The organism is Massilia haematophila (assembly GCF_042647645.1).
GTDB classification, from domain to species: Bacteria; Pseudomonadota; Gammaproteobacteria; order Burkholderiales; family Burkholderiaceae_D; genus Telluria; species Telluria haematophila.
Genome location: NZ_JBHRVV010000001.1, coordinates 2,859,516 through 2,877,661, shown reverse-complemented (window position 1 = coordinate 2,877,661; position 18,146 = coordinate 2,859,516). Strand labels below are relative to the sequence as shown.

Here is an 18,146-nt window from a genome sequence, read left to right as displayed (position 1 = left end):
AGGGAAGCGGTGGAGGGATGCAAGCAAGGTCGGCGCCGGGCCGCTGCCGTTCGGGAAGCGCTCCGTCCCGGCCTACCGTGCGGCCAGGAAGGCTTTCACTTCCGCCTGGAAGCGTTGCGGCTGGTCCCACATGATGAAGTGGGCGCTGTCCGGGATGCGTTTCAGGCTCAGGTGCTTCACCGGCGCATAGCCGGCCTGGTAGACGGCGTCGAACTGCGCCGCCGGCAGCGGGACGGTCTTCGGTTGGACGTACAGCACCGTCACCGGCACGGCGATCTTCGGCAGCTCGGGCACCAGGTTGGTGACGATCAGCTCGCGCATGGCCCGGCTGCCCACGTCCTGGTCGCTGGCCAGCACGTCGGCGGTCGCGCCGGCGCGCATGGACGCGGTGTCGACCATGCCGGCGATGGTGTCGGCGGCGTGCTTGCCGCGCTGCCCGGGGGTGGCGCTGCGCAGCTGGGCTGCCACCGCGTCGGCGACGGCGGCCACGCGTTCGGGCGGCGCGCCGGGGCCGGCAAAGAAGCTGCCCAGGTGCGGAAACATGTCGACCACCATCAGGCGCGACAGGACATCCGGATGGCGGCTGGCCAGCATCAGGCCGATGGTGCCGCCCATCGAGTGGCCGATGACGGCCGGCTGCTTCAGGCCGGCTTCCTTGATGTAGCGGGCGATCTCTTCGGCCGCCGGCGCGGCGACCGGGCCTTCCCTGTTGGCGCCGGCGGGCTGGCCGGCAAAGCCCGCCAGCTGCACCAGGTGGTAGCGGTAGCCCGGCAGCGCGGCCACGGTCGAGGCCCAGACACGCGGGGAGGAATTCAGGCCCGGGACCAGGACCACGTCCGGCCCCGCGCCTTCGGTGCGCACCGTGATCCGGTTTGATTCGAAGGGCGCGGCCAGCGCCGGCAGGGCGGTCAGGACCGTCGCTGCAACGGTGATAAAGCGACGACGCGAAAACACGGTGGAACGCATACGATTCCTTTGACGATGAGGATGAAAAATCCGGTGGCTCACTCGTGGCGCAGGCAATCCACCGGCAGCAGGCGCGAGGCGCGCCGCGCCGGATAGAAGCCGAAGAACACGCCGACGGCGGTGGCGAAGGCGCAGGCGACGATCACCGCGCGCAGCCCGACCGCGACCTCGAAATCGGCGTAGGCCGTCACCGCCGCCGCGCCGGCCGCCGCGATGGCGATGCCGACCGCGGCGCCGGCCAGGCAGATCACCACGGCCTCGACCAGGAACTGCAGCAGGATGTCGCGCGGCTTGGCGCCGATGGCCATGCGGATGCCGATCTCGCGGGTGCGCTCGGTCACCGACACCAGCATGATGTTCATGATGCCGATGCCGCCGACCAGCAGCGAGATCCCGCCGATCACGCCCAGCAGCAGGGCGATGCCGGTGCTGATCTTCGAACCGGTGGCGGCGAAGGTCGCCAGGTTCTGCACGCGGAAGTCGTCCGGGTCGTCGAGCTTGATGCGGTGGCGGTCGCGCAGCGTTTCCTTCATGTCCTCGACCGCATCGGCCAGCGCGCCTTCGGAGCGGCCCTGGGCCGCGATGTAGTGGACGTTGTCGGGGAAGGGGCCGCGCACCATGTAGGCGCGCGCCGCCGTGATCGGCACCAGCACCATCTCCGACAAGTCGCCGCCGTCGATCTGGCGGCCCTCGCCCTGCAATACGCCGACGACCTGGAACGCGACGTTCTCGATGCGCAGGTAGCGCCCCAGCGGGTCGAGCCGGTAAAAGAACTGGTCCGCCACCTTCTGCCCGATGACCACCGTGCGCGCGGCCGCACGTACGTCGTCGTCGGTGAACATGCTGCCCTGGTCGACCTTCCAGTTGCGGATCCTGAACATGGCCGGGGTCACGCCGAACACCAGGCTGGACGCGGTCTCGTTGCCGGCGGCGAGCTTGAAGCTGCCCTGCAGGGCGGGAGCGGCGCCGGCCAGGCTCGGCAGGCGGTCCAGGGCGTCGGCATCAAGCAGCGTCAGCGAGGGCGCGGCGCCGGCGCGCATGCGCTCGGCCTGGGTGCGGTCGCCGCCCGGGAACACGTAGACCATGTTGGTGCCCAGCGCCTGCAGCTCCTTCGCGATGAAGCGCTGCATGGTGTCGCCCAGCGCCAGCATCAGCACCACCGAGGCGATGCCGATCACGATGCCGAGCATGGTCAGTGCGGTGCGCAGGCGGTTCGCCGCCATCGAGCGGAAGGCTTCCACCATCACCTGGTAGAGCTTCATGCCTCGCTCCCGTGGATGCGCTGGTCGTGGCCGGCGGCGAGCTGGCGCAGGCCTTCGGCGGCCGGACCGTCGTACAGCACGCGGCCGTCCTTCAGGCGCACCAGGCGCCGGCTCCAGGCGGCGATGTCGGGTTCGTGCGTGACGAGCACGATGGTGATGCCGCGTTCCTTGTTCAGCTGCTGCAGGCCGCGCATGATCTCGTCGCTGGTCTGGGTGTCGAGGTTGCCGGTCGGTTCGTCGGCCAGGATCAGCGGCGGATCGGCGACGAGGGCGCGTGCGATCGCCACGCGCTGCTGCTGGCCGCCCGAGAGCTGGTTCGGCGTACGCTTGCCGAAAGCGGCCAGGCCGACGCGCTCGAGTTCCTGCTGCGCCTTGGCCAGCGCGTGCGAGCGCGCGGCGCCGGCGTAGATCAGCGGCAGCGCGACGTTCTCGAGGATGCTCATGCGCTTGATCAGGTTGAAGCTCTGGAAAACGAAACCGATGGTGCGGTTGCGGATCTCGGCCAGCTGGGGGCGCGTCAGCGCACGCGTGTCGGCGCCGTCGAGCAGGTAGTCGCCGCCGCTGGCCTGGTCCAGGCAGCCGAGGATGTTCATCAGGGTCGACTTGCCCGAGCCGGACTGGCCCATCACCGCGATGAAGTCGCCGCGCGCCACCTGCAGGTCGATCCCGAACAGCACCGGGGTCTCGACGCTGCCGGAGACGTAGCTCTTGGTGACGGCGCGGATGTCGATCAGTGCATCGGTGTTCGCCTTCGTCATCACATGTCCTGGTTCGGCTGCAGCGATCGGGTGATGATGCGCTCGCCCGGCTTCAGGTCGCCGCTCACGATCTCGGTGTAGCGGAAGTTCGACAGGCCGATGCGCACGTCGACCGGCTGCGGCTGGTTGCGGGCGTCGAGCTTGTAGACCTTGAACAGGCGCGCCGTCTCGCTCCTGTCCTGCAGCGCCAGATCGTCGTCCTGTGCCGCCGCGGGTGTCGCCGCGACGGTCTTCACGGCCGCGTTCCTGTCGTCCTTGTTGCCGTCTTTCGCGCGCTTGCGTTCCTTCTCCAGCTCTTCGTCGGACAGGCGGAAACGCAGCGCCGCGGTCGGGATGCGTAGCGCCTTCGGCCGGGTGTCGGTGACCAGGCGGACCTGGGCCGTCATGCCGGGTTTTAGCAGTTCGTCCTGGTTGTCGACGTCGAGCACGACGTTGTAGGTGACGACGTTCTGCACCACGTTCGGCGCCAGCCGGAACTGGCGCATGACGGCGTTGAATTCGCGGTTCGGATAGGCGTCGACCACGAAGCGGCCCGGCAGGCCATCCTTGAGTGCGCCGACGTCGGCTTCCGACACGCTGGTGTCGATCTGCATCTTGGTCAGGTCGCGGGCGATCTGGAACAGGTTGGGCGTGTTGAACGACGCCGCGACGGTCTGGCCGAGGTCGATGGTGCGCTTGATGACCACGCCGTCGATCGGGCTGCGGATCACGCTGTTGTCGAGGTCGGCCTGGGCGCGGTCGACCTGGGCTTTCGCCAGCAACAGGTTGGCGCGCGCCACGTCGAGTTCGCGGCGCGATTCGTCGAGCGCCAGGCTGGAGACGAAGTTCTGGGCCAGCAGTTGCTGGTTGCGCTCGTACTTGGCCTGGGCCAGCCGCAGCGAGGCCTGGTTCGCGGCCAGGCTTGCGCGCGCCTGGCCGACCTGGGCGTTGAAGATGGTCGGGTCCAGCTTCAGCAGCACCTGGCCTTTTTTCACGCGGTCGTTGAAGTCGGCCTTCAGCTCGACCACGGTGCCCGACACCTGCGAGCCGACGTTGATCAGGGCCACCGGGTTGATGGTGCCGGTGGCGGTGACGGTGTGGGTGATGCTGCCGGTATCGACCGCGGCGAAGCGGTATTTCAGCGGTGGGACCTCGGGCTCGCCGCCGCGCTTGACCAGCACCAGCGCGACCGCGCCGGCCACCAGCAGGCCAGTTGCCAGGGCCATGCGCTTCTTCGTGAAGATCTTCATCTGTATCTGCCTGTGGTGTATGCCTGTGGTGTATGGCTGTGGTGTATGCCTGTAAACAGCTGATGCTTGCCATCAATTCATCCAGTGTCAGATATTTCTGTTTTTTCAGCAATGTCTGATGGATATGTATGGGGCGAAATCGGATATGCATGCCGGCCGGAGCGCGGCGCGCTGGCGAAAAGCCATGCCGAAAGGCGGGAGCGGGGAGGGCCGATCCGCTAAAATGTCGCCATTTCTCACCCATCTTCTTTACATCATGACTCAGGACGAACTCAAGCAAGCTGTTGCACGCGCCGCCATCGACTACGTGGTCGAGGGCGAAATCATCGGCGTGGGCACCGGCTCGACGGCCAACTTCTTCATCGACGAGCTGGCGAAGATCAAGGACCGCATCAAGGGCACCGTCGCCTCCTCGGAAGCGACCGCGGCGCGCCTGCGCGGCCACGGCATCCCGGTGTTCGACCTGAACGAGGTCGAATCGATCGCCGTCTACATCGACGGCGCCGACGAGATCACCGACGAAGGCGCGATGATCAAGGGCGGCGGCGCGGCGCTGACGCGCGAGAAGATCGTGGCCTCGGTGTCGCAGCAATTCGTGTGCATCGCCGACGGCTCGAAGCTGGTGCCGACCCTGGGCAAGTTCCCGCTGCCGGTGGAAGTCATCCCGATGGCGCGCGCGGCCGTGATGCGCCAGCTCGCAAGCCTGGGCGGCCAGCCGCGCCTGCGCACCAAGGCCGGCAGCGATGAGGCCTTCATCACCGACAACGGCGGCGAGATCATCGACGTTGTCGGCCTGCAGATCGCCGACCCGGTGGCGCTGGAAACGCAGATCAACGGCATCGTCGGCGTGATCGCGGTCGGCCTGTTCGCCGCACGCGGTGCCAACGTCTGCCTGCTCGGCACCGCCGAAGGCGTGAAGACCCTTACTTTTTGATCCTTTTCTGATCCTGTCCTGATCCTGTACGGATTCGTCCGGAGACGCGATGAAACGACTGCTGGCGCTGCTGGTTCCCGTCCTGTTGGGCGGGTGTGGAATGTTCGGGCCGGCGCCGGCGCCGCTCGCAGTCGAGGCGCCGCAGCAATCGGCGGCGCCGGCCGGCGTCGATGTCGTGCCGATCGAGCGCGTGCCCCATCGCGTCGGCGTCTCGTCCAGCACCGTCGAGCGCCTGGCCCGGCAGCATGCCTGCACCAGCCCGCAGGGCGCCGGCCTGCTGACCGAGGAAGGCCCGATCGAGGTTTATCGCATTCAATGTGCGGATGGAAAAGTGTTCATGGCGCGTTGCGAATTGCGCCAGTGCCGAAAAATGTAGCGCGCTCCCCACGAAATGCATCCATCCCGGGCATTCTGATAGTTGCATAGGCGCAGTTACGGCCTATCATGTATATTGTTGTCTTTAACTGACTGGCTAGTCATTATTTCGGTGCGAGGATCGTCTTGCGCTGCGCCAGTCGGTACATCGATTGCCTACACCCATGAATGCACTTTCCGCCTACCTCGACCGGGTCGATCCGAACCGTGTCACGCTGCAGCGTTTACTGCTGCTGAGCCTATTCCTCTGCTACCCGCTGTCGCGCATCGTGCCGGTGGAGTGGGGCTGGGAAAACGGCGTGGTCGAGAATGCCCAGGTGCTTGTGTTGCTGGCCGGCCTGGTCTTTGCCGCTCATGCATGGCGGCAGGGTCCTAAAGGCAAGGCGGCCGCCCTCGCGCTGTGCGTGGTGCCGATTTGGCTGCTGCTGGTCGGGCGCGAGCTGAGCTGGGGTTCGGTCTTCCTCGAGCCATCAGGTTTCGGCGACGACGGCCCGATCTACCGCTCCCGCGTCCTCTGGTACCGCCCGCTGGTGCCCCCGCTTGCCGGCCTGATGCTGGCCGCCTCGCTCTACCTCGCCTGGCGCCACCGCCTGCACCGCTTCCTGTTGGAAGTCGTGACCAGCGGCCGCTTTCCCTGGGGCTGTGTGCTGCTCGTGCTGGGTGCGGCACTCGGTTCGACCATCGGCGAAGGCCACGTGCCGGAACTGGTGCGCAGTTTCTTCGGCCACTCGCTCGTGTTCGAGGAAATGGCCGAGCTCGTCGGCTACATGGCGATGGTGACCGCGCAAGGCATCGTGCTGCGCTACAAGGCGCCGGTGCCGGTTGCTGCAGCGGCCAAGGCGCCGCTGCGCGAGCGTGCAGCCGAAACCGAAACCGTCGACTAAGTACTCGACCGGAAATAAATGTGAATTTTGGCAAACAGAACCGGATGCGGTGCAAGGCGACGAGTGCGCCGCAGTGCGAGCACTGCAAGCACGAGTCAACGCAGCAACGCGCCGGTTATGGCAGCCAAAAACACATTTATTTTTGGGTGAGTACTTAGATTAGTGCTTGGCGGCGCTTGGCTGCGCCGCGTTTTTCCTCGCTGCGCGACAATGAAGCGTCCCATTGTCGCGGAGGAGTCCAGTGAGCACGCACACCGTCTGCACCATCGGCCATTCGAACCAATCGATCGAGGAATTCATCGCGCTGCTGCGGCTGAACGAGGTCGACTGCGTGCTCGACATCCGCACCGTTCCCAAGTCGCGCCACAACCCGCAGTTCGGCCAGGACCAGTTGCCGGGCTCGCTGGCCGAGGCCGGCATCGCGTATCGCCAGATCCCGGGCCTCGGTGGCCTGCGCCGTCCGCGTCCGGATTCGCCCAACGGCGGCTGGCGCAACACCTCGTTTCGCGGCTACGCCGACTACATGCAGACGCCGGAATTCGGCAAGAACGTGGACCTGGTGATCGAACTGGCGCAGACGCAGCGCTGCGCCCTGATGTGCGCCGAAGCCGTGCCCTGGCGCTGCCACCGCTCGCTGGTGGGCGACGCACTGCTCGTGCGCGGGGTCGAGGTCGAGGACATCATCGGCAAACAAAAACGGCGCCCGCACAAGCTGACGCCGTTTGCGCGGGTGGAAGGCACCCGCATCAGTTACCCCCCAGAAGGCGGGGAGCAGCTGGGACTGGAGTTGGACTGATTACGCGGTCGGCGGCACGTAGCCGACGGCCTGGTCGGCGCCTTCGCCGAAGAAGTGCTTTTCCATCTGGGTGGCCAGGTACTTGCGGGCGCGGTCGTCGGCCAGGTTCAGGCGGTTTTCGTTGATCAGCATGGTCTGGTGCTTGAGCCAGGCCTGCCAGGCTTCCTTCGACACCTGCAGGTAGATCTTCTTGCCCATTTCGCCAGGTACGGGCGGGAAGTCCAGCCCTTCGGCTTCCTTCTTGAGTTTGATGCAGTTGACGGTGCGGGCCATGATTCTTGCTCCTGAAATTCGTGAGTAAAGGGAACTTCAAACAAACCTGCTGCGCGTTGCACTGTCGCCCTGCGATGCTCGCTGTACAACCGTACAGCTGCGCTTCTCGGCCAACATTGCTGCCGCTCGCGACGGTTTATTCGAAGTTCTAAAACAGCGATTATAAAGTCTTGATGAAAATCTGGGACTTGCGCTGCCAGTTGTACATGTGGGCGCGGTCCTTCGGCAGGTCGTCCACGGTGGCCGGCTGGAAGCCGCGCTTCTTGAACCAGTGCGCGGTGCGCGTGGTCAGCACGAACAGCTTGGTGAGGCCGGCGGCGCGGGCGCGGTTCTCCATGTGCTTGAGGATGCGCTCGCCGTCGCCCTGGGCCTGCACGTCGGGGTTCACCGTGAGGCAGGCCATCTCGCCCATCTTCGCTTCCGGGAAGGGGTACAAGGCGGCGCAGCCGAAGATCACGCCGTCGTGCTCGATGACCGAGAACTGCTCGATCTCGCGCTCGATCAGCTCGCGGCCGCGGTAAACCAGGGTGCCGTCCGCCTCGAGTGGCTCGATCAGCTTGATAATTCCGCCGACGTCCTCAATTGTGGCCTGGCGCAGGCTTTCCAGGTTCTCGTGGCTGATCATGGTGCCCACGCCGTCGTGGGTGAACAGTTCGAGCAGGGCCGAGCCGTCCATCTCGAACGGCACGATGTGGGCGCGGTCGACGCCGCTGTTGCAGGCCTTGACCGCGTGGCGCAGGTAGAAGGACGCGTCCTGCGGCAGGAAGCCGGCCTGCAGCACGGCCTCGGCCTGGTGCGAGGACAGTTCGCGGATCTCGGCGCCGGCGGCATCGACCATCATCGGCGTTTCGGTGATGTAGATCAGCTTGTCGGCGTGCAGGGCGACCGCGGCCGAGGCTGCCACGTCTTCCATGGTCAGGTTGAACACCTCCCCGGTCGGCGAGAAGCCAAGCGGGGACAGCAACACCAGGTTGTCCTCGGTCTGCAGGATGGGGGCGATCTTGTCGGCGGCGATCTTGCGCGTCACGCCGGTCAGTTCGAAGTCGACGCCGTCGATCACGCCGAGCGGGCGGGCGACGACGAAGTTGCCCGACACGATGCTGATCTGGGCGTTCGACATCGGCGTGTTCGGCAGGCCCTGGCTGAAGGCCGCCTCGATATCGAGACGCAATTCGCCCGCGGCTTCCTTGGCGCATTCCATGGCGGCGGTGTCGGTGATGCGCACGCCGTTGTGGAAGCGGCCCTCGACGTTGCGCAGCGCGAGCTGCTCGGCGACCTGGGGCCGCGAGCCGTGCACGATCACGATACGGATGCCGAGTGCGACCAGCAGGGACAGGTCCTGGGCCAGCACCGGCAGGGCGCCGGCAGCCACCAGTTCACCGGGAAAAGCAACGACAAAGGTCTTGCCGCCAAAGGCATGAATATACGGCGCGACAGAGCGCAGCCACTGGACGAATTGGGTAGGGTTTTCCATTTGCCGCATTATAATTCGCTGCGCGACTTGCGCACCAAATACCTCGTAAAAACAATGTCTGAACAGAGTAACAAGCCTTCGCCGGACGCGGCGCGCGCAGTATCTTCCCAGCCTGAGTCGAACCCGCGCCGCGAGCGCGCCGCGGGAGATTTACGCGCGCCGATGACGCAGACGCCGGAAGGGCGTTTGCAGACGAAAGGCGAGCGCCGGCATCCGAGCGAGGGCGGTGCGCAGCAGCCGCAGGCAGGCCAGCAAACGGGCCAGCGCGGCGCACAGCGCGCGCCAGCGCCACAGGCCGGGCAGGGCGCCAACGCGCAGCGCGGACCGCGTCCGCAGCAGGGCGAACGTCGTGCGCAGGAGCGATCGGCACAGGACAGGCCGGCGCAGGACGGCCAGCGCGCGCAGGGAGAACGCCGCGAACGTGCCCCGCGCGAAGGTACGCAGGCGCCGCGCGTACGCAATCCGCTGCCGCCGATCACCTATCCCGAGGACCTGCCGGTATCCGGCCGCCGCGCCGAGATCGCCAAGGCGTTGATGGCGCACCAGGTCGTCATCGTCTCGGGCGAGACCGGTTCCGGTAAGACCACCCAGCTGCCGAAGATCTGCCTGGAGCTGGGCCGCGGCGAGAAGGGCCTGATCGGCCACACCCAGCCGCGCCGCATCGCCGCGTCCTCGACCGCGAAGCGCATCGCCCAGGAACTCGGCTCGCCGCTCGGCGAACACGTCGGCTACAAGGTGCGTTTCAACGACACCCTGCAGGCAGGCGCCTCGGTCAAGCTGATGACCGACGGTATCCTGCTGGCCGAGACCCAGACCGATCCGCTGCTGCGCGCCTACGACACCATCATCATCGACGAGGCGCACGAGCGCAGCCTGAACATCGACTTCCTGCTCGGCTACCTGAAGCAGCTGCTGCCGCGCCGTCTGGACCTGAAGGTGATCATCACCTCGGCGACGATCGACGCCGAGCGCTTCGCGCGCCACTTCGCGCAGGAAGGCAAGCCGGCGGTGCCGGTGATCGAGGTCTCGGGCCGCCTGTACAAGGTCGAGGTGCGCTACCGTCCGGTCGAGCGCGATCCGGTCGTGGTGGGCGGCGGCGTCGACAACAAGCCAATGCCAAAGGCGCAGCAGGCGCGCGAGAAGCGCGACCTGATCGACGCCGTGGTCGATGGCGTGGATGAACTGTGCCGCATCGGTTCGGGCGACGTGCTGGTCTTCCTGCCCGGCGAGCGCGAGATCCGCGACTGCGCCGAAGCCCTGCGCAAGCAGCATCCGCCGCACGTCGAGATCCTGCCGTTGTTCGCCCGTCTGTCGGTGGAAGAGCAGGACCGCGTTTTTCGCACCACCAACGCGCGCCGCATCGTGCTGGCGACGAACGTGGCCGAGACCTCGCTGACCGTGCCGGGCATCCGCTACGTGGTCGACGCCGGCCTCGCGCGTGTCAAACGCTACAGCTTCCGCAACAAGGTCGAGCAGCTGCAGGTGGAGCCGATCGCGCAGTCGGCGGCGAACCAGCGCGCCGGCCGTTGCGGCCGCGTGGCCGATGGCGTCTGCATCCGCCTGTACGAGGAAGAGGATTTCAACCAGCGTCCGAAGTTCACCGACCCCGAGATCCTGCGTTCGTCCCTCGCCGCCGTCATCCTGCGCATGAAGTCGCTGCACCTGACCGACGTCGAGACCTTCCCCTTCATCGAGCCGCCGCAGGGCCGCGCGATCGCCGACGGCTACCAGCTGCTGCAGGAAGTGGGCGCGGTCGACGAGACCAACGAGCTGACGCCGCTGGGCCGCAAGCTGGCGCGCCTGCCGCTCGACCCGCGCGTGGGCCGCATGATCCTGGCGGCCGTGGACAACGACTGCCTGACCGAGATGCTGATCATCGCGGCCGCGCTGTCGGTGCAGGATCCGCGCGACCGGCCGATGGAGTACCAGCAGCAGGCTGACGAGAAGCACAAGAAGTTCGCCGACGAGAAGTCCGAGTTCATCAGCTACCTGAAGATCTGGAGCTGGTTCGAGGACGCGATCGCGCACAAGAAGTCGAACCGCCAGCTGCAGGAAAACTGCCGCGCCAACTTCCTGTCGCAGCTGCGCCTGCGCGAGTGGCGCGACGTGCATTCGCAGCTGCTGACCATCGTGCGCGAACAGGGCTGGCGCCTGAACGGGGCGGCCGCCACCTACGAGCAGCTGCACATGGCGCTCTTGACCGGCCTCCTGGGGAACATCGGCTTCAAGGGCGAGGACGAGCCGGGCGCGGGTTATCTCGGCGCGCGCGGCATCAAGTTCCACATCTGGCCGGGTTCCGCGCTGACGAAAAAGGCGGGGCGCTGGATCATGGCGGCCGAACTGGTCGAGACCACGCGCCTGTACGCGCGCACCGTGGCCCAGATCCAGCCCGAGTGGATCGAGAAGATCGGCGGGCACCTGCTGAAGAAATCCTGGGGCGAGCCGCGCTGGGAGAAGAAGCCGGCGCAGGTGTCGGCGCTGGAGCGCGCGACCCTGTACGGCATCGTGGTCTACAGCGGCCGGCGCATCAACTACGCGCTGCACAACCCGTATGAAGCGCGCGAGATCTTCATCCGCGACGCGCTGGTGGCGGGCGACTACGAGACGCGCCTGCCGTTCTACGCGCACAACCACAAGCTGGTGCGGGAGATCGAGAACCTCGAGCACAAGTCGCGCCGCCAGGACGTGCTGGTCGACGACCAGCTGATCGCGGCCTTCTACGACGCCGAGATTCCGAAGGACGTGGTAAACGGCGCCGGCTTCGAGAAATGGTACAAGGACGCCTCGCGCGACAATCCGAAGCTGCTGTACCTGAACCGCGAGGAGTTGATGCGCCACGAGGCGGCCGGCGTCACCACCGAGCTGTTCCCGAAGACGATGAACGTCACCGGCATTGAGATGGGCCTGTCCTATCACTTCGAGCCGGGCAGCCTGCGCGACGGCGTCACGCTGGCGGTGCCGCTGTTCGCGCTGAACCAGATCCCGCTCGAGCGCGCGGCCTGGCTGGTGCCGGGCATGCTCAAGGAGAAGGTGCACCTGCTGCTGAAGTCCTTGCCGCAGAAGCTGCGCCGCCACTGCGTGCCGCTGCCCGACTACGCGGCGCGTTTCGTCGACCGCATCAACGCGGCTGGCACGTTCGGGCGCGGCGATTTGATCGACGTCTTGATTCTTGATGTGCGCGCCGAGACCGGCGTGAACGTGCTCACGGGCGACTTCAAGCTCGAGACCCTGCCGGCCCACCTGTTCATGAACTTCAAGGTGATCGACGAGCATGGCCGCCAGCTCGACATGGGCCGCAACCTGGCAGCCTTGCAGGCCGAGCTGGGCGCCCAGGCGCGCGAGAGCTTCCAGAAGATGGCGGAAACCGCACCGGCGGCGATGGGTGGGATGCGGCCCACGGTCGCCACGCCGGCTGCCTGGGGCAAGGGCAAGACGCCGTCGACGCCGACGACGCCCGCTGCGGCTGCGTCGGCGGCGCGGGACAAGAAGAGCGGTAATGCGCCTGCAGCTGCAGCTGCGTCCGCGGCTGCCGCCGCGCCGGCGGTCAGCCAGCATACCGGTTTGACCAGCTGGAGCTTCGGCGAGCTGCCGGAGCTGTTGGAGATCAAGCAGGGCAAGCTGACCCTGATCGGCTTCCCGGCCCTGGTCGATAAAGGCATGCATTGCGACATTGAGGTCTTCGACGACCCGAACGTGGCGGCGCGCACCCACCGCATCGGCCTGCGCCGCCTGTTCGCGCTGCAGTTGAAGGACCAGTTGAAGTTCGCCGAGAAGAACATCCCCGGCCTGCAGCAGATGGGCATGCAGTTCATGGCGGTCGGTTCGCAGGAAGAGCTGCGCGACCAGATCATCCAGAAGGCGATCGACATCGCCTGCCTGCAGGACCCGCTGCCGCATGATGCCGCGTCCTTCAACAAGCGCAAGGACGAGGGCAAGGGCCGCATCGGCCTGCTCATCAACGAGATCGCGCGCCTGGTCGGTTCCATCCTGGCCGAATTCCACGGCATGCCGAAGCGCCTGAACGGCTTGCCGCAGGCGGTGGCCGCCGACATGCAGGCGCAATTGCAGGGCCTGGTGCACAAGCGCTTCGTTGCCGACAACGAGTACAGCCAGCTGGCCCACTTCCCGCGCTACCTGAAGGCGATGAACGTACGCCTGGAAAAGCTGCGCGGCAACCCGTCGCGCGACGCGCAACTGATGGCGGAATGGCAGAACGCCGCCAGCCAGTACCAGCGTATTTCGAAGCAGCCGGGCAAGAACAACGACCCGCGCATGACGGAGTTCCGCTGGATGCTGGAGGAGTTGCGGGTGTCGCTGTTCGCGCAGGAGTTGCGTACGCCGATGCCGGTGTCGGCCAAGCGGCTGCAGAAGGTGTGGGAGTCGATGATCCGCTAAGGATCGCGCGCGATGCCGGGGCCATTCTTGTGCCCGTATCGCAGTTCGGTAGGGTGGGCACTCTGTGCCCACGCGTTACGCACGTCTCCGTCGCCTACGTCGGGATAAGTATCGCTCGCAACATATCCGCGAGTCAAAACTTGATCGTATCAGGCGATATTGCGCGAGCGATAGGTCGAGGTCTGTGACCGAAAGATGCGCCGGTAATGTGTGGGCACGGGGTGCCCACGCCGGCCGCGCCCACCCTACGGTTGTGGCCGCTGACCTGAGAAGAGGTCCGCCACCGCTTCCGGCGGCGGATCGTCCGGCCATTGTCAGCCGATATTGCTGCCCCTGATCTTGCTCAGGTCCTTGTCGTCGCCCAGGTTGCCAGGACGCGGATCGAGGCTGCCGCCGCCGGCGCCGGCGCCCAGCGCAGAGCCCGCGCCGCCAGTCGTCGCGCTGCTGCCGGCATGGCCAGCGCCCAGGCCGCCGCCGGCGCCCATGCTGGCGGCCGATCCGCCCAGGCCGCCGACCGTGCCGCTCATCACCACGCCCGGACCCATGGTCGGGGCGCCGCCGCGCGCGGGATCGGTGCCGTAGAAGCTGTGGATCTGGCTGGCCCAGTTCATGTCGCTCATGTCGGGCCAGGAATCCTTGTTGAAGCCGGGCGCGGTTTTCAGGCGCTCTTTCTCGACGTTCAGCACGAAGCGCTTGTTGACGGTGTCCAGGTGCAGGGCCTGCCAGGGCACGGCGAACAGTTTTTCGCCCATGCCGAGGAAGCCGCCGAAAGCCAGCACGGCGTAGGCCACCTGGCCGGTGTTCATGTCGAGCATGATTTCCTTGATGTCGCCGAGGTCTTCCTCGGCGCCGTTGACGACGTTGTCGCCGATCAGGGTGTCGGCCCCCATCAGCGCCGGTCCGGGACCGGCGCTGCCGGTGTCTTTGTACATCCCATACTTGTCACGATCTGCGTAGCCCATCTCGTTCTCCCTGTATGTGTGTTGACATTCCCTGCAAGCTCCCTCCAACAGCATAGGAGCGCGGCTTGCAATACCCATGATATGACTCAATCGCGCCGCGGCGCGCGCGCTTGTCACGGCGCTGTCATGCGGGTATGGGACCCTATGGTCGCGCTATGCGAGCTGGCGCACAGAAGGAACTCAGCCGTATGGTTATTCTGCCAAGTAATGTTTCGGAGGCCATAAAGATGACTGTCACATCCCGCTGCAACTATGCTGGCCCACTGGGCAAACTGATCCCGACCCGTTCGATCCCGGCGCTGTTCGCACGCCTGCTGCGCCGCCGCTGATCGCCAGCGCCGCCGGCGTCAAGATGCCGCGCCAGGACCCTTGGTCCCGCGCGGCCGGAAATGCTTCCACTCAGGGATTGCCCGCTCCCCCCGCCACGCCGTACACCTGCCCGGTCGTATAGCTCGACTCGTCCGCCGCCAGCGTCACGAAGGCCAGCGCCAGTTCGGCCGGCTGGCCCGGCCGGCCCAGCGGCGAATCCTCCCCGAATTTCTTCAGGTTTTCCTGGGTCTGCCCGCCCGACACCTGCAGCGGCGTCCAGATCGGCCCCGGCGCGATCGCGTTCACGCGGATGCCTTTCTTGCCCAGCTGCTTGGCGAGCGACTTGGTGAAGGCCACCTGGGCCGCCTTGGTCTGTGCATAGTCGAGCAGGTTGGGAGAAGGGCTGTAGGCCTGCACCGAGGCGGTGTTGATGATGCAGCTGCCCGGCTTCAGGTGCGGCACGGCCGCCTTGGTGATCCAGAACATCGCATACACGTTGGTCTTGAAGGTCCAGTCGAACTGCTCGGTGGTGAGGTCGAGGATGGAATCGGTCGAGTGCTGGCGCGCCGCGTTGTTGACCACGATGTCCAGTCCGCCGAGCTGGCGCACCGCCTCGTCGACCAGCTTGCGGCAGAAGGCCTCGTCGCGGATATCGCCCGGGATCGCCACCGCCTTGCGGCCCGCGTCCTGGATCAGCTTCACGACCTCGCGCGCATCCGCCTCCTCGGCCGGCAGGTAATTGATGGCCACGTCCGCGCCCTCGCGCGCAAAGGCGATCACGGCCGCGCGGCCGATGCCCGAGTCGCCGCCGGTGACGAGCGCGCGGCGTCCCGCCAGGCGCCCGCTGCCGCGGTAGGTGGTCTCGCCGTGGTCGGGCCGCGGCGTCATCTTGCCGGCCAGGCCGGGCCAGGGTTGCGACTGGTTGGGGAAGGGCGGCCTCGGATAGCGTGCGGCGGCGTCGCGCGCGCGTCCGGCGGGCGGCTGGCCGGCCGCTGCGTCCTGCTGGGCAGCCGCGGGCAAGGTTGTCGATGCGGCGGCCGTCGCGGCAAGACCGGTGGCGACGGTGCCGACGAAGCGCCGGCGCGAGGCTTGCGGCTCCTCGGCCGGCTTCCTGTTGTTCGAATCCATGTGCGCTCCTGGCGGGGAGTAGTGGAAGGCCGCGACCTGGCGGTCACGGCGGCTGTAACCGATGGTAGCGATTCCGGCCGGCGGGCGGCATACGTTTGAAATGCCGCGCCGATGCGAACCCGGCCGATCGGTTAGACTCCCGGGCTGAGCAAATCCGGGTAGTGACAGTGAAACGAATAACGATCATCGCGGCGCTGGCGGGCGCCGGCATCCTGGCCGGCGGCGCGGCCCTGTACTTCAGCGGCGGCGGGCAGGAAGGCGCCCCGCGGCGCGCACTCTGGCTGGCGGCCGAGGCGCCGACCAAACCCGCCTGGACGGCGCGCGTGACGCCGCTCGCAGGCGACGGCGGCAACGGCGTCGTCGACGGCGCGGCCGCCGCCAGCCGCTTCAGCGACCCATTCGGCGTGGCGCTCGACCTGCAGGGGAATGCCTACGTCGCCGACGCCGGCGACAGCAACCGCATCCGCCGCATCGCCCCGGATGGCGCGGTCTCGACCTTTGCCGGCGGGCGCGAGGGCTTCGCCGACGGCGTGGGCACGGCCGCCGCCTTCCACACCCCGTCGGCGCTGGCGCTGGACCGCAAAGGCAACCTCTACGTGGCCGATACCGGCAACCACGCGATCCGTAGAATCGCGCCCGACGGCAGCGTGAGCACGCTCGCCGGCGACGGCCAGCCCGGCTACCAGGATGGCCTGGGACGCGCCGCGCGCTTCAACGGCCCGGTGGGCCTGGCGGTCGACAAGGAGGGCAACGTCTATGTCGCCGACACCTACAACGACCGCATCCGCCGCATCGCCCCGGACGGCAGCGTCACCACCGTGGCCGGCAACGGCCTGCCGGGCGCCGGCGACGGCATGGCTTCCGTGGCCGGCTTCGACACCCCGACCGCCGTCGCGGTCGACAAGAAGGGCGTGCTCTACGTCGCCGACACCGGCAACGACGCGGTGCGCCGCATCGATGCGGACGGCATGGTCGCGACCATCGCCAAGCCGATCGAGAACGATCCGCAGCCGGTGCTGCGCCGCCCGAGCGGGCTGGCGCTGACCGGCGACGGCTACCTGTACGTGAGCAGCGGCGCGGGCGGGCGCATCGTCCAGATCGCACCCGACGGCACCTCGCACGCGCTGACGGACATTGATCGTCCGCCCGAGGCCAGCTACGGCAGCGACGGCACGGTGCGCCTGTACGCGCCGCGCGGCATCGCGGTGCGCCGCGACGGCAGCCTGGTCGTGGCCGACGGCCAGGCGCTGCGCGTGTTTTCCCTGGCCGAACCGAAACAGGGAGAGCCTGCGACACCGATACGGGCTGCCGCGTTCACGCGCAGCGAACCCATGCCCTGGCCGGTCGGCCCGCAGCAGGAAGTGCACGAGGTGGTCGGCGTGATGGGCGAGGTGCGCGGCAGCTACGACGGCGAAAGCCGCCACCACTTCCACGCCGGCCTGGACATCCGCGCCGACATCGGTTCGCGCGTGCTGGCGGTGCTGCCCTCGAAGATCAGCGATCCCTATCCGAACTGGGGCTTCGGCTCGCTCGGCGAAGGCATGAGCCTGGGTCCCTTCTCCTACATCCACATGCGGGTCGGACGCGAAGCCAACGGCAAGGCGCTCGACGAGCGCTTCCAGCTGCTGGCCGGTTCGAACGGCAAGCCGGAACGCGTGCGGGTGCGGCGCGGCACCCGCTTCGCCGTGGGCGAGGCGCTCGGCACCATCAACCCGATGGCCCACGTGCACATGGATTACTACCCCGGCGGCGCGGTGGTGAATCCCCTGACCCTGCCTTTCGTCGGCCTGCGCGACACCATTCCCCCGACCATCCAGGGCATCGCCCTGTACGACGCCGCGGGCAAGCGCATCCGCCCCGCGCGCAAGGGCCAGCCGCTGCGCGTCGCGCGCACCCAGGGCGAGGTCAACATCGTGGTCGACGCCTACGACCAGATGGACGGCAACCTGGCGCGCCGCCGCCTCGGCCTCTACAAGCTGGGCTACCAGGTGCTGCACGCAGACGGCACGCCAGTGGCGGGCTTCGAAGCGCCCCTGATCACCCAGGTCTACGACCGCCTGCCGCGCGAGCGCGAAGCGGTGAAGCTGGTGTACGCCGACAGCAGCGGCATCACGGTCTACGGCAGCAAGGTGACGCGCTTCGCCTATGCGGTCAGCAATACGATGCAGGGCGGACAGGCGCTGCCGGGGAGCTGGAAGGTGGCCGACCTGGCGCCGGGCGAGTACATCCTGCGCATCCACGCGGCCGATTATGCGGGCCTGGTCGCGACGGCAGGACGGGATCTGCCGGTGACGGTCGAGTAGGACCCGTTCAACGAATGCTTGAACACTGTTGGCGGCTGCGCAGGAGCTGTTTGAACGCGTGGGCACGGGGTCCTGCGCGGCCCGGCCCACCCTACGGG

The 18,146-nt window shown here is 67.3% G+C and carries 14 protein-coding genes; 6 read left to right on the top strand and 8 right to left on the bottom strand.

Annotated elements, in window-relative coordinates; all coding sequences use genetic code 11:
- Nucleotides 1-72 precede the first annotated feature (72 nt).
- From ACFOPH_RS12800 to ACFOPH_RS12785, 4 genes are read right to left on the bottom strand one after another with little or no spacing between them, the layout of a single operon-like run.
- Nucleotides 73-966, bottom strand: a complete 894-nt coding sequence (locus ACFOPH_RS12800) for an alpha/beta fold hydrolase (protein ID WP_379735619.1) — start codon at nucleotides 964-966, stop codon at nucleotides 73-75.
- 38 nt (nucleotides 967-1,004) lie between these two features.
- Entirely contained in the window at nucleotides 1,005-2,228 is a 1,224-nt protein-coding gene (locus ACFOPH_RS12795; protein ID WP_312551717.1) for an ABC transporter permease, read from the bottom strand.
- Nucleotides 2,225-2,986: an ABC transporter ATP-binding protein gene (locus ACFOPH_RS12790; RefSeq protein WP_312551718.1), complete on the bottom strand. Its 762-nt coding sequence runs from the start codon at nucleotides 2,984-2,986 to the stop codon at nucleotides 2,225-2,227. Before ACFOPH_RS12790 ends, ACFOPH_RS12795 begins: the two co-directional genes overlap by 4 nt.
- The gene (locus tag ACFOPH_RS12785) at nucleotides 2,986-4,215 is read right to left on the bottom strand and encodes an efflux RND transporter periplasmic adaptor subunit (protein WP_379735616.1); all 1,230 of its coding nucleotides are present in this window, start codon (nucleotides 4,213-4,215) and stop codon (nucleotides 2,986-2,988) included. Before ACFOPH_RS12785 ends, ACFOPH_RS12790 begins: the two co-directional genes overlap by 1 nt.
- A gap of 256 nt (nucleotides 4,216-4,471) precedes the next feature.
- On the opposite strand from ACFOPH_RS12785, the gene rpiA reads away from it, so the two are divergent.
- The 4 genes from rpiA (at nucleotide 4,472) to ACFOPH_RS12765 (ending at nucleotide 7,204) form a co-directional block, all read left to right on the top strand.
- On the top strand, nucleotides 4,472-5,149 hold the full coding sequence (gene rpiA / locus ACFOPH_RS12780) for a ribose-5-phosphate isomerase RpiA (protein ID WP_379735614.1): 678 nt from the start codon (nucleotides 4,472-4,474) through the stop codon (nucleotides 5,147-5,149).
- Nucleotides 5,150-5,198: 49 nt separating this feature from the next.
- The gene (locus ACFOPH_RS12775) at nucleotides 5,199-5,525 is read left to right on the top strand and encodes a hypothetical protein (protein ID WP_379735612.1); all 327 of its coding nucleotides are present in this window, start codon (nucleotides 5,199-5,201) and stop codon (nucleotides 5,523-5,525) included.
- Nucleotides 5,526-5,688: 163 nt separating this feature from the next.
- Nucleotides 5,689-6,408 carry a hypothetical protein gene (locus ACFOPH_RS12770; RefSeq protein ID WP_312551722.1) on the top strand — a complete coding sequence of 240 codons (720 nt, stop codon included), beginning with the start codon at nucleotides 5,689-5,691 and terminating at the stop codon, nucleotides 6,406-6,408.
- A 241-nt stretch (nucleotides 6,409-6,649) separates the two neighbouring features.
- Entirely contained in the window at nucleotides 6,650-7,204 is a 555-nt protein-coding gene (locus ACFOPH_RS12765) for a DUF488 domain-containing protein (RefSeq protein ID WP_312551723.1), read from the top strand.
- Here the strand turns inward: ACFOPH_RS12765 and ACFOPH_RS12760 are convergent, their stop codons facing one another.
- Nucleotides 7,205-7,477, bottom strand: a complete 273-nt coding sequence (locus ACFOPH_RS12760; RefSeq protein ID WP_312551724.1) for an oxidative damage protection protein — start codon at nucleotides 7,475-7,477, stop codon at nucleotides 7,205-7,207.
- Between the two features lie 160 nt (nucleotides 7,478-7,637).
- Nucleotides 7,638-8,951 carry an amino-acid N-acetyltransferase gene (gene argA / locus ACFOPH_RS12755; protein ID WP_312551725.1) on the bottom strand — a complete coding sequence of 438 codons (1,314 nt, stop codon included), beginning with the start codon at nucleotides 8,949-8,951 and terminating at the stop codon, nucleotides 7,638-7,640.
- A gap of 162 nt (nucleotides 8,952-9,113) precedes the next feature.
- Here argA and hrpA point away from each other — a divergent pair, with 162 nt between their 5' ends.
- Nucleotides 9,114-13,346, top strand: coding sequence for an ATP-dependent RNA helicase HrpA (hrpA, locus tag ACFOPH_RS12750; RefSeq protein ID WP_379737927.1), 4,233 nt, complete (start codon nucleotides 9,114-9,116; stop codon nucleotides 13,344-13,346).
- A 314-nt stretch (nucleotides 13,347-13,660) separates the two neighbouring features.
- Here hrpA and ACFOPH_RS12745 read toward each other — a convergent pair whose 3' ends face one another.
- Together ACFOPH_RS12745 and ACFOPH_RS12740 are read right to left on the bottom strand one after the other, a co-directional pair.
- Complete coding sequence (locus ACFOPH_RS12745; RefSeq protein WP_379735609.1) at nucleotides 13,661-14,278, bottom strand: PRC-barrel domain-containing protein; 618 nt, start codon at nucleotides 14,276-14,278, stop codon at nucleotides 13,661-13,663.
- A gap of 429 nt (nucleotides 14,279-14,707) precedes the next feature.
- Nucleotides 14,708-15,745, bottom strand: coding sequence for an SDR family oxidoreductase (locus ACFOPH_RS12740; protein WP_379735607.1), 1,038 nt, complete (start codon nucleotides 15,743-15,745; stop codon nucleotides 14,708-14,710).
- Nucleotides 15,746-15,912: 167 nt separating this feature from the next.
- Between ACFOPH_RS12740 and ACFOPH_RS12735 the strand changes: the two genes are divergently transcribed.
- The gene (locus tag ACFOPH_RS12735; RefSeq protein ID WP_379735605.1) at nucleotides 15,913-18,048 is read left to right on the top strand and encodes an NHL repeat-containing protein; all 2,136 of its coding nucleotides are present in this window, start codon (nucleotides 15,913-15,915) and stop codon (nucleotides 18,046-18,048) included.
- The last annotated feature ends 98 nt before the right edge of the window (nucleotides 18,049-18,146 follow it).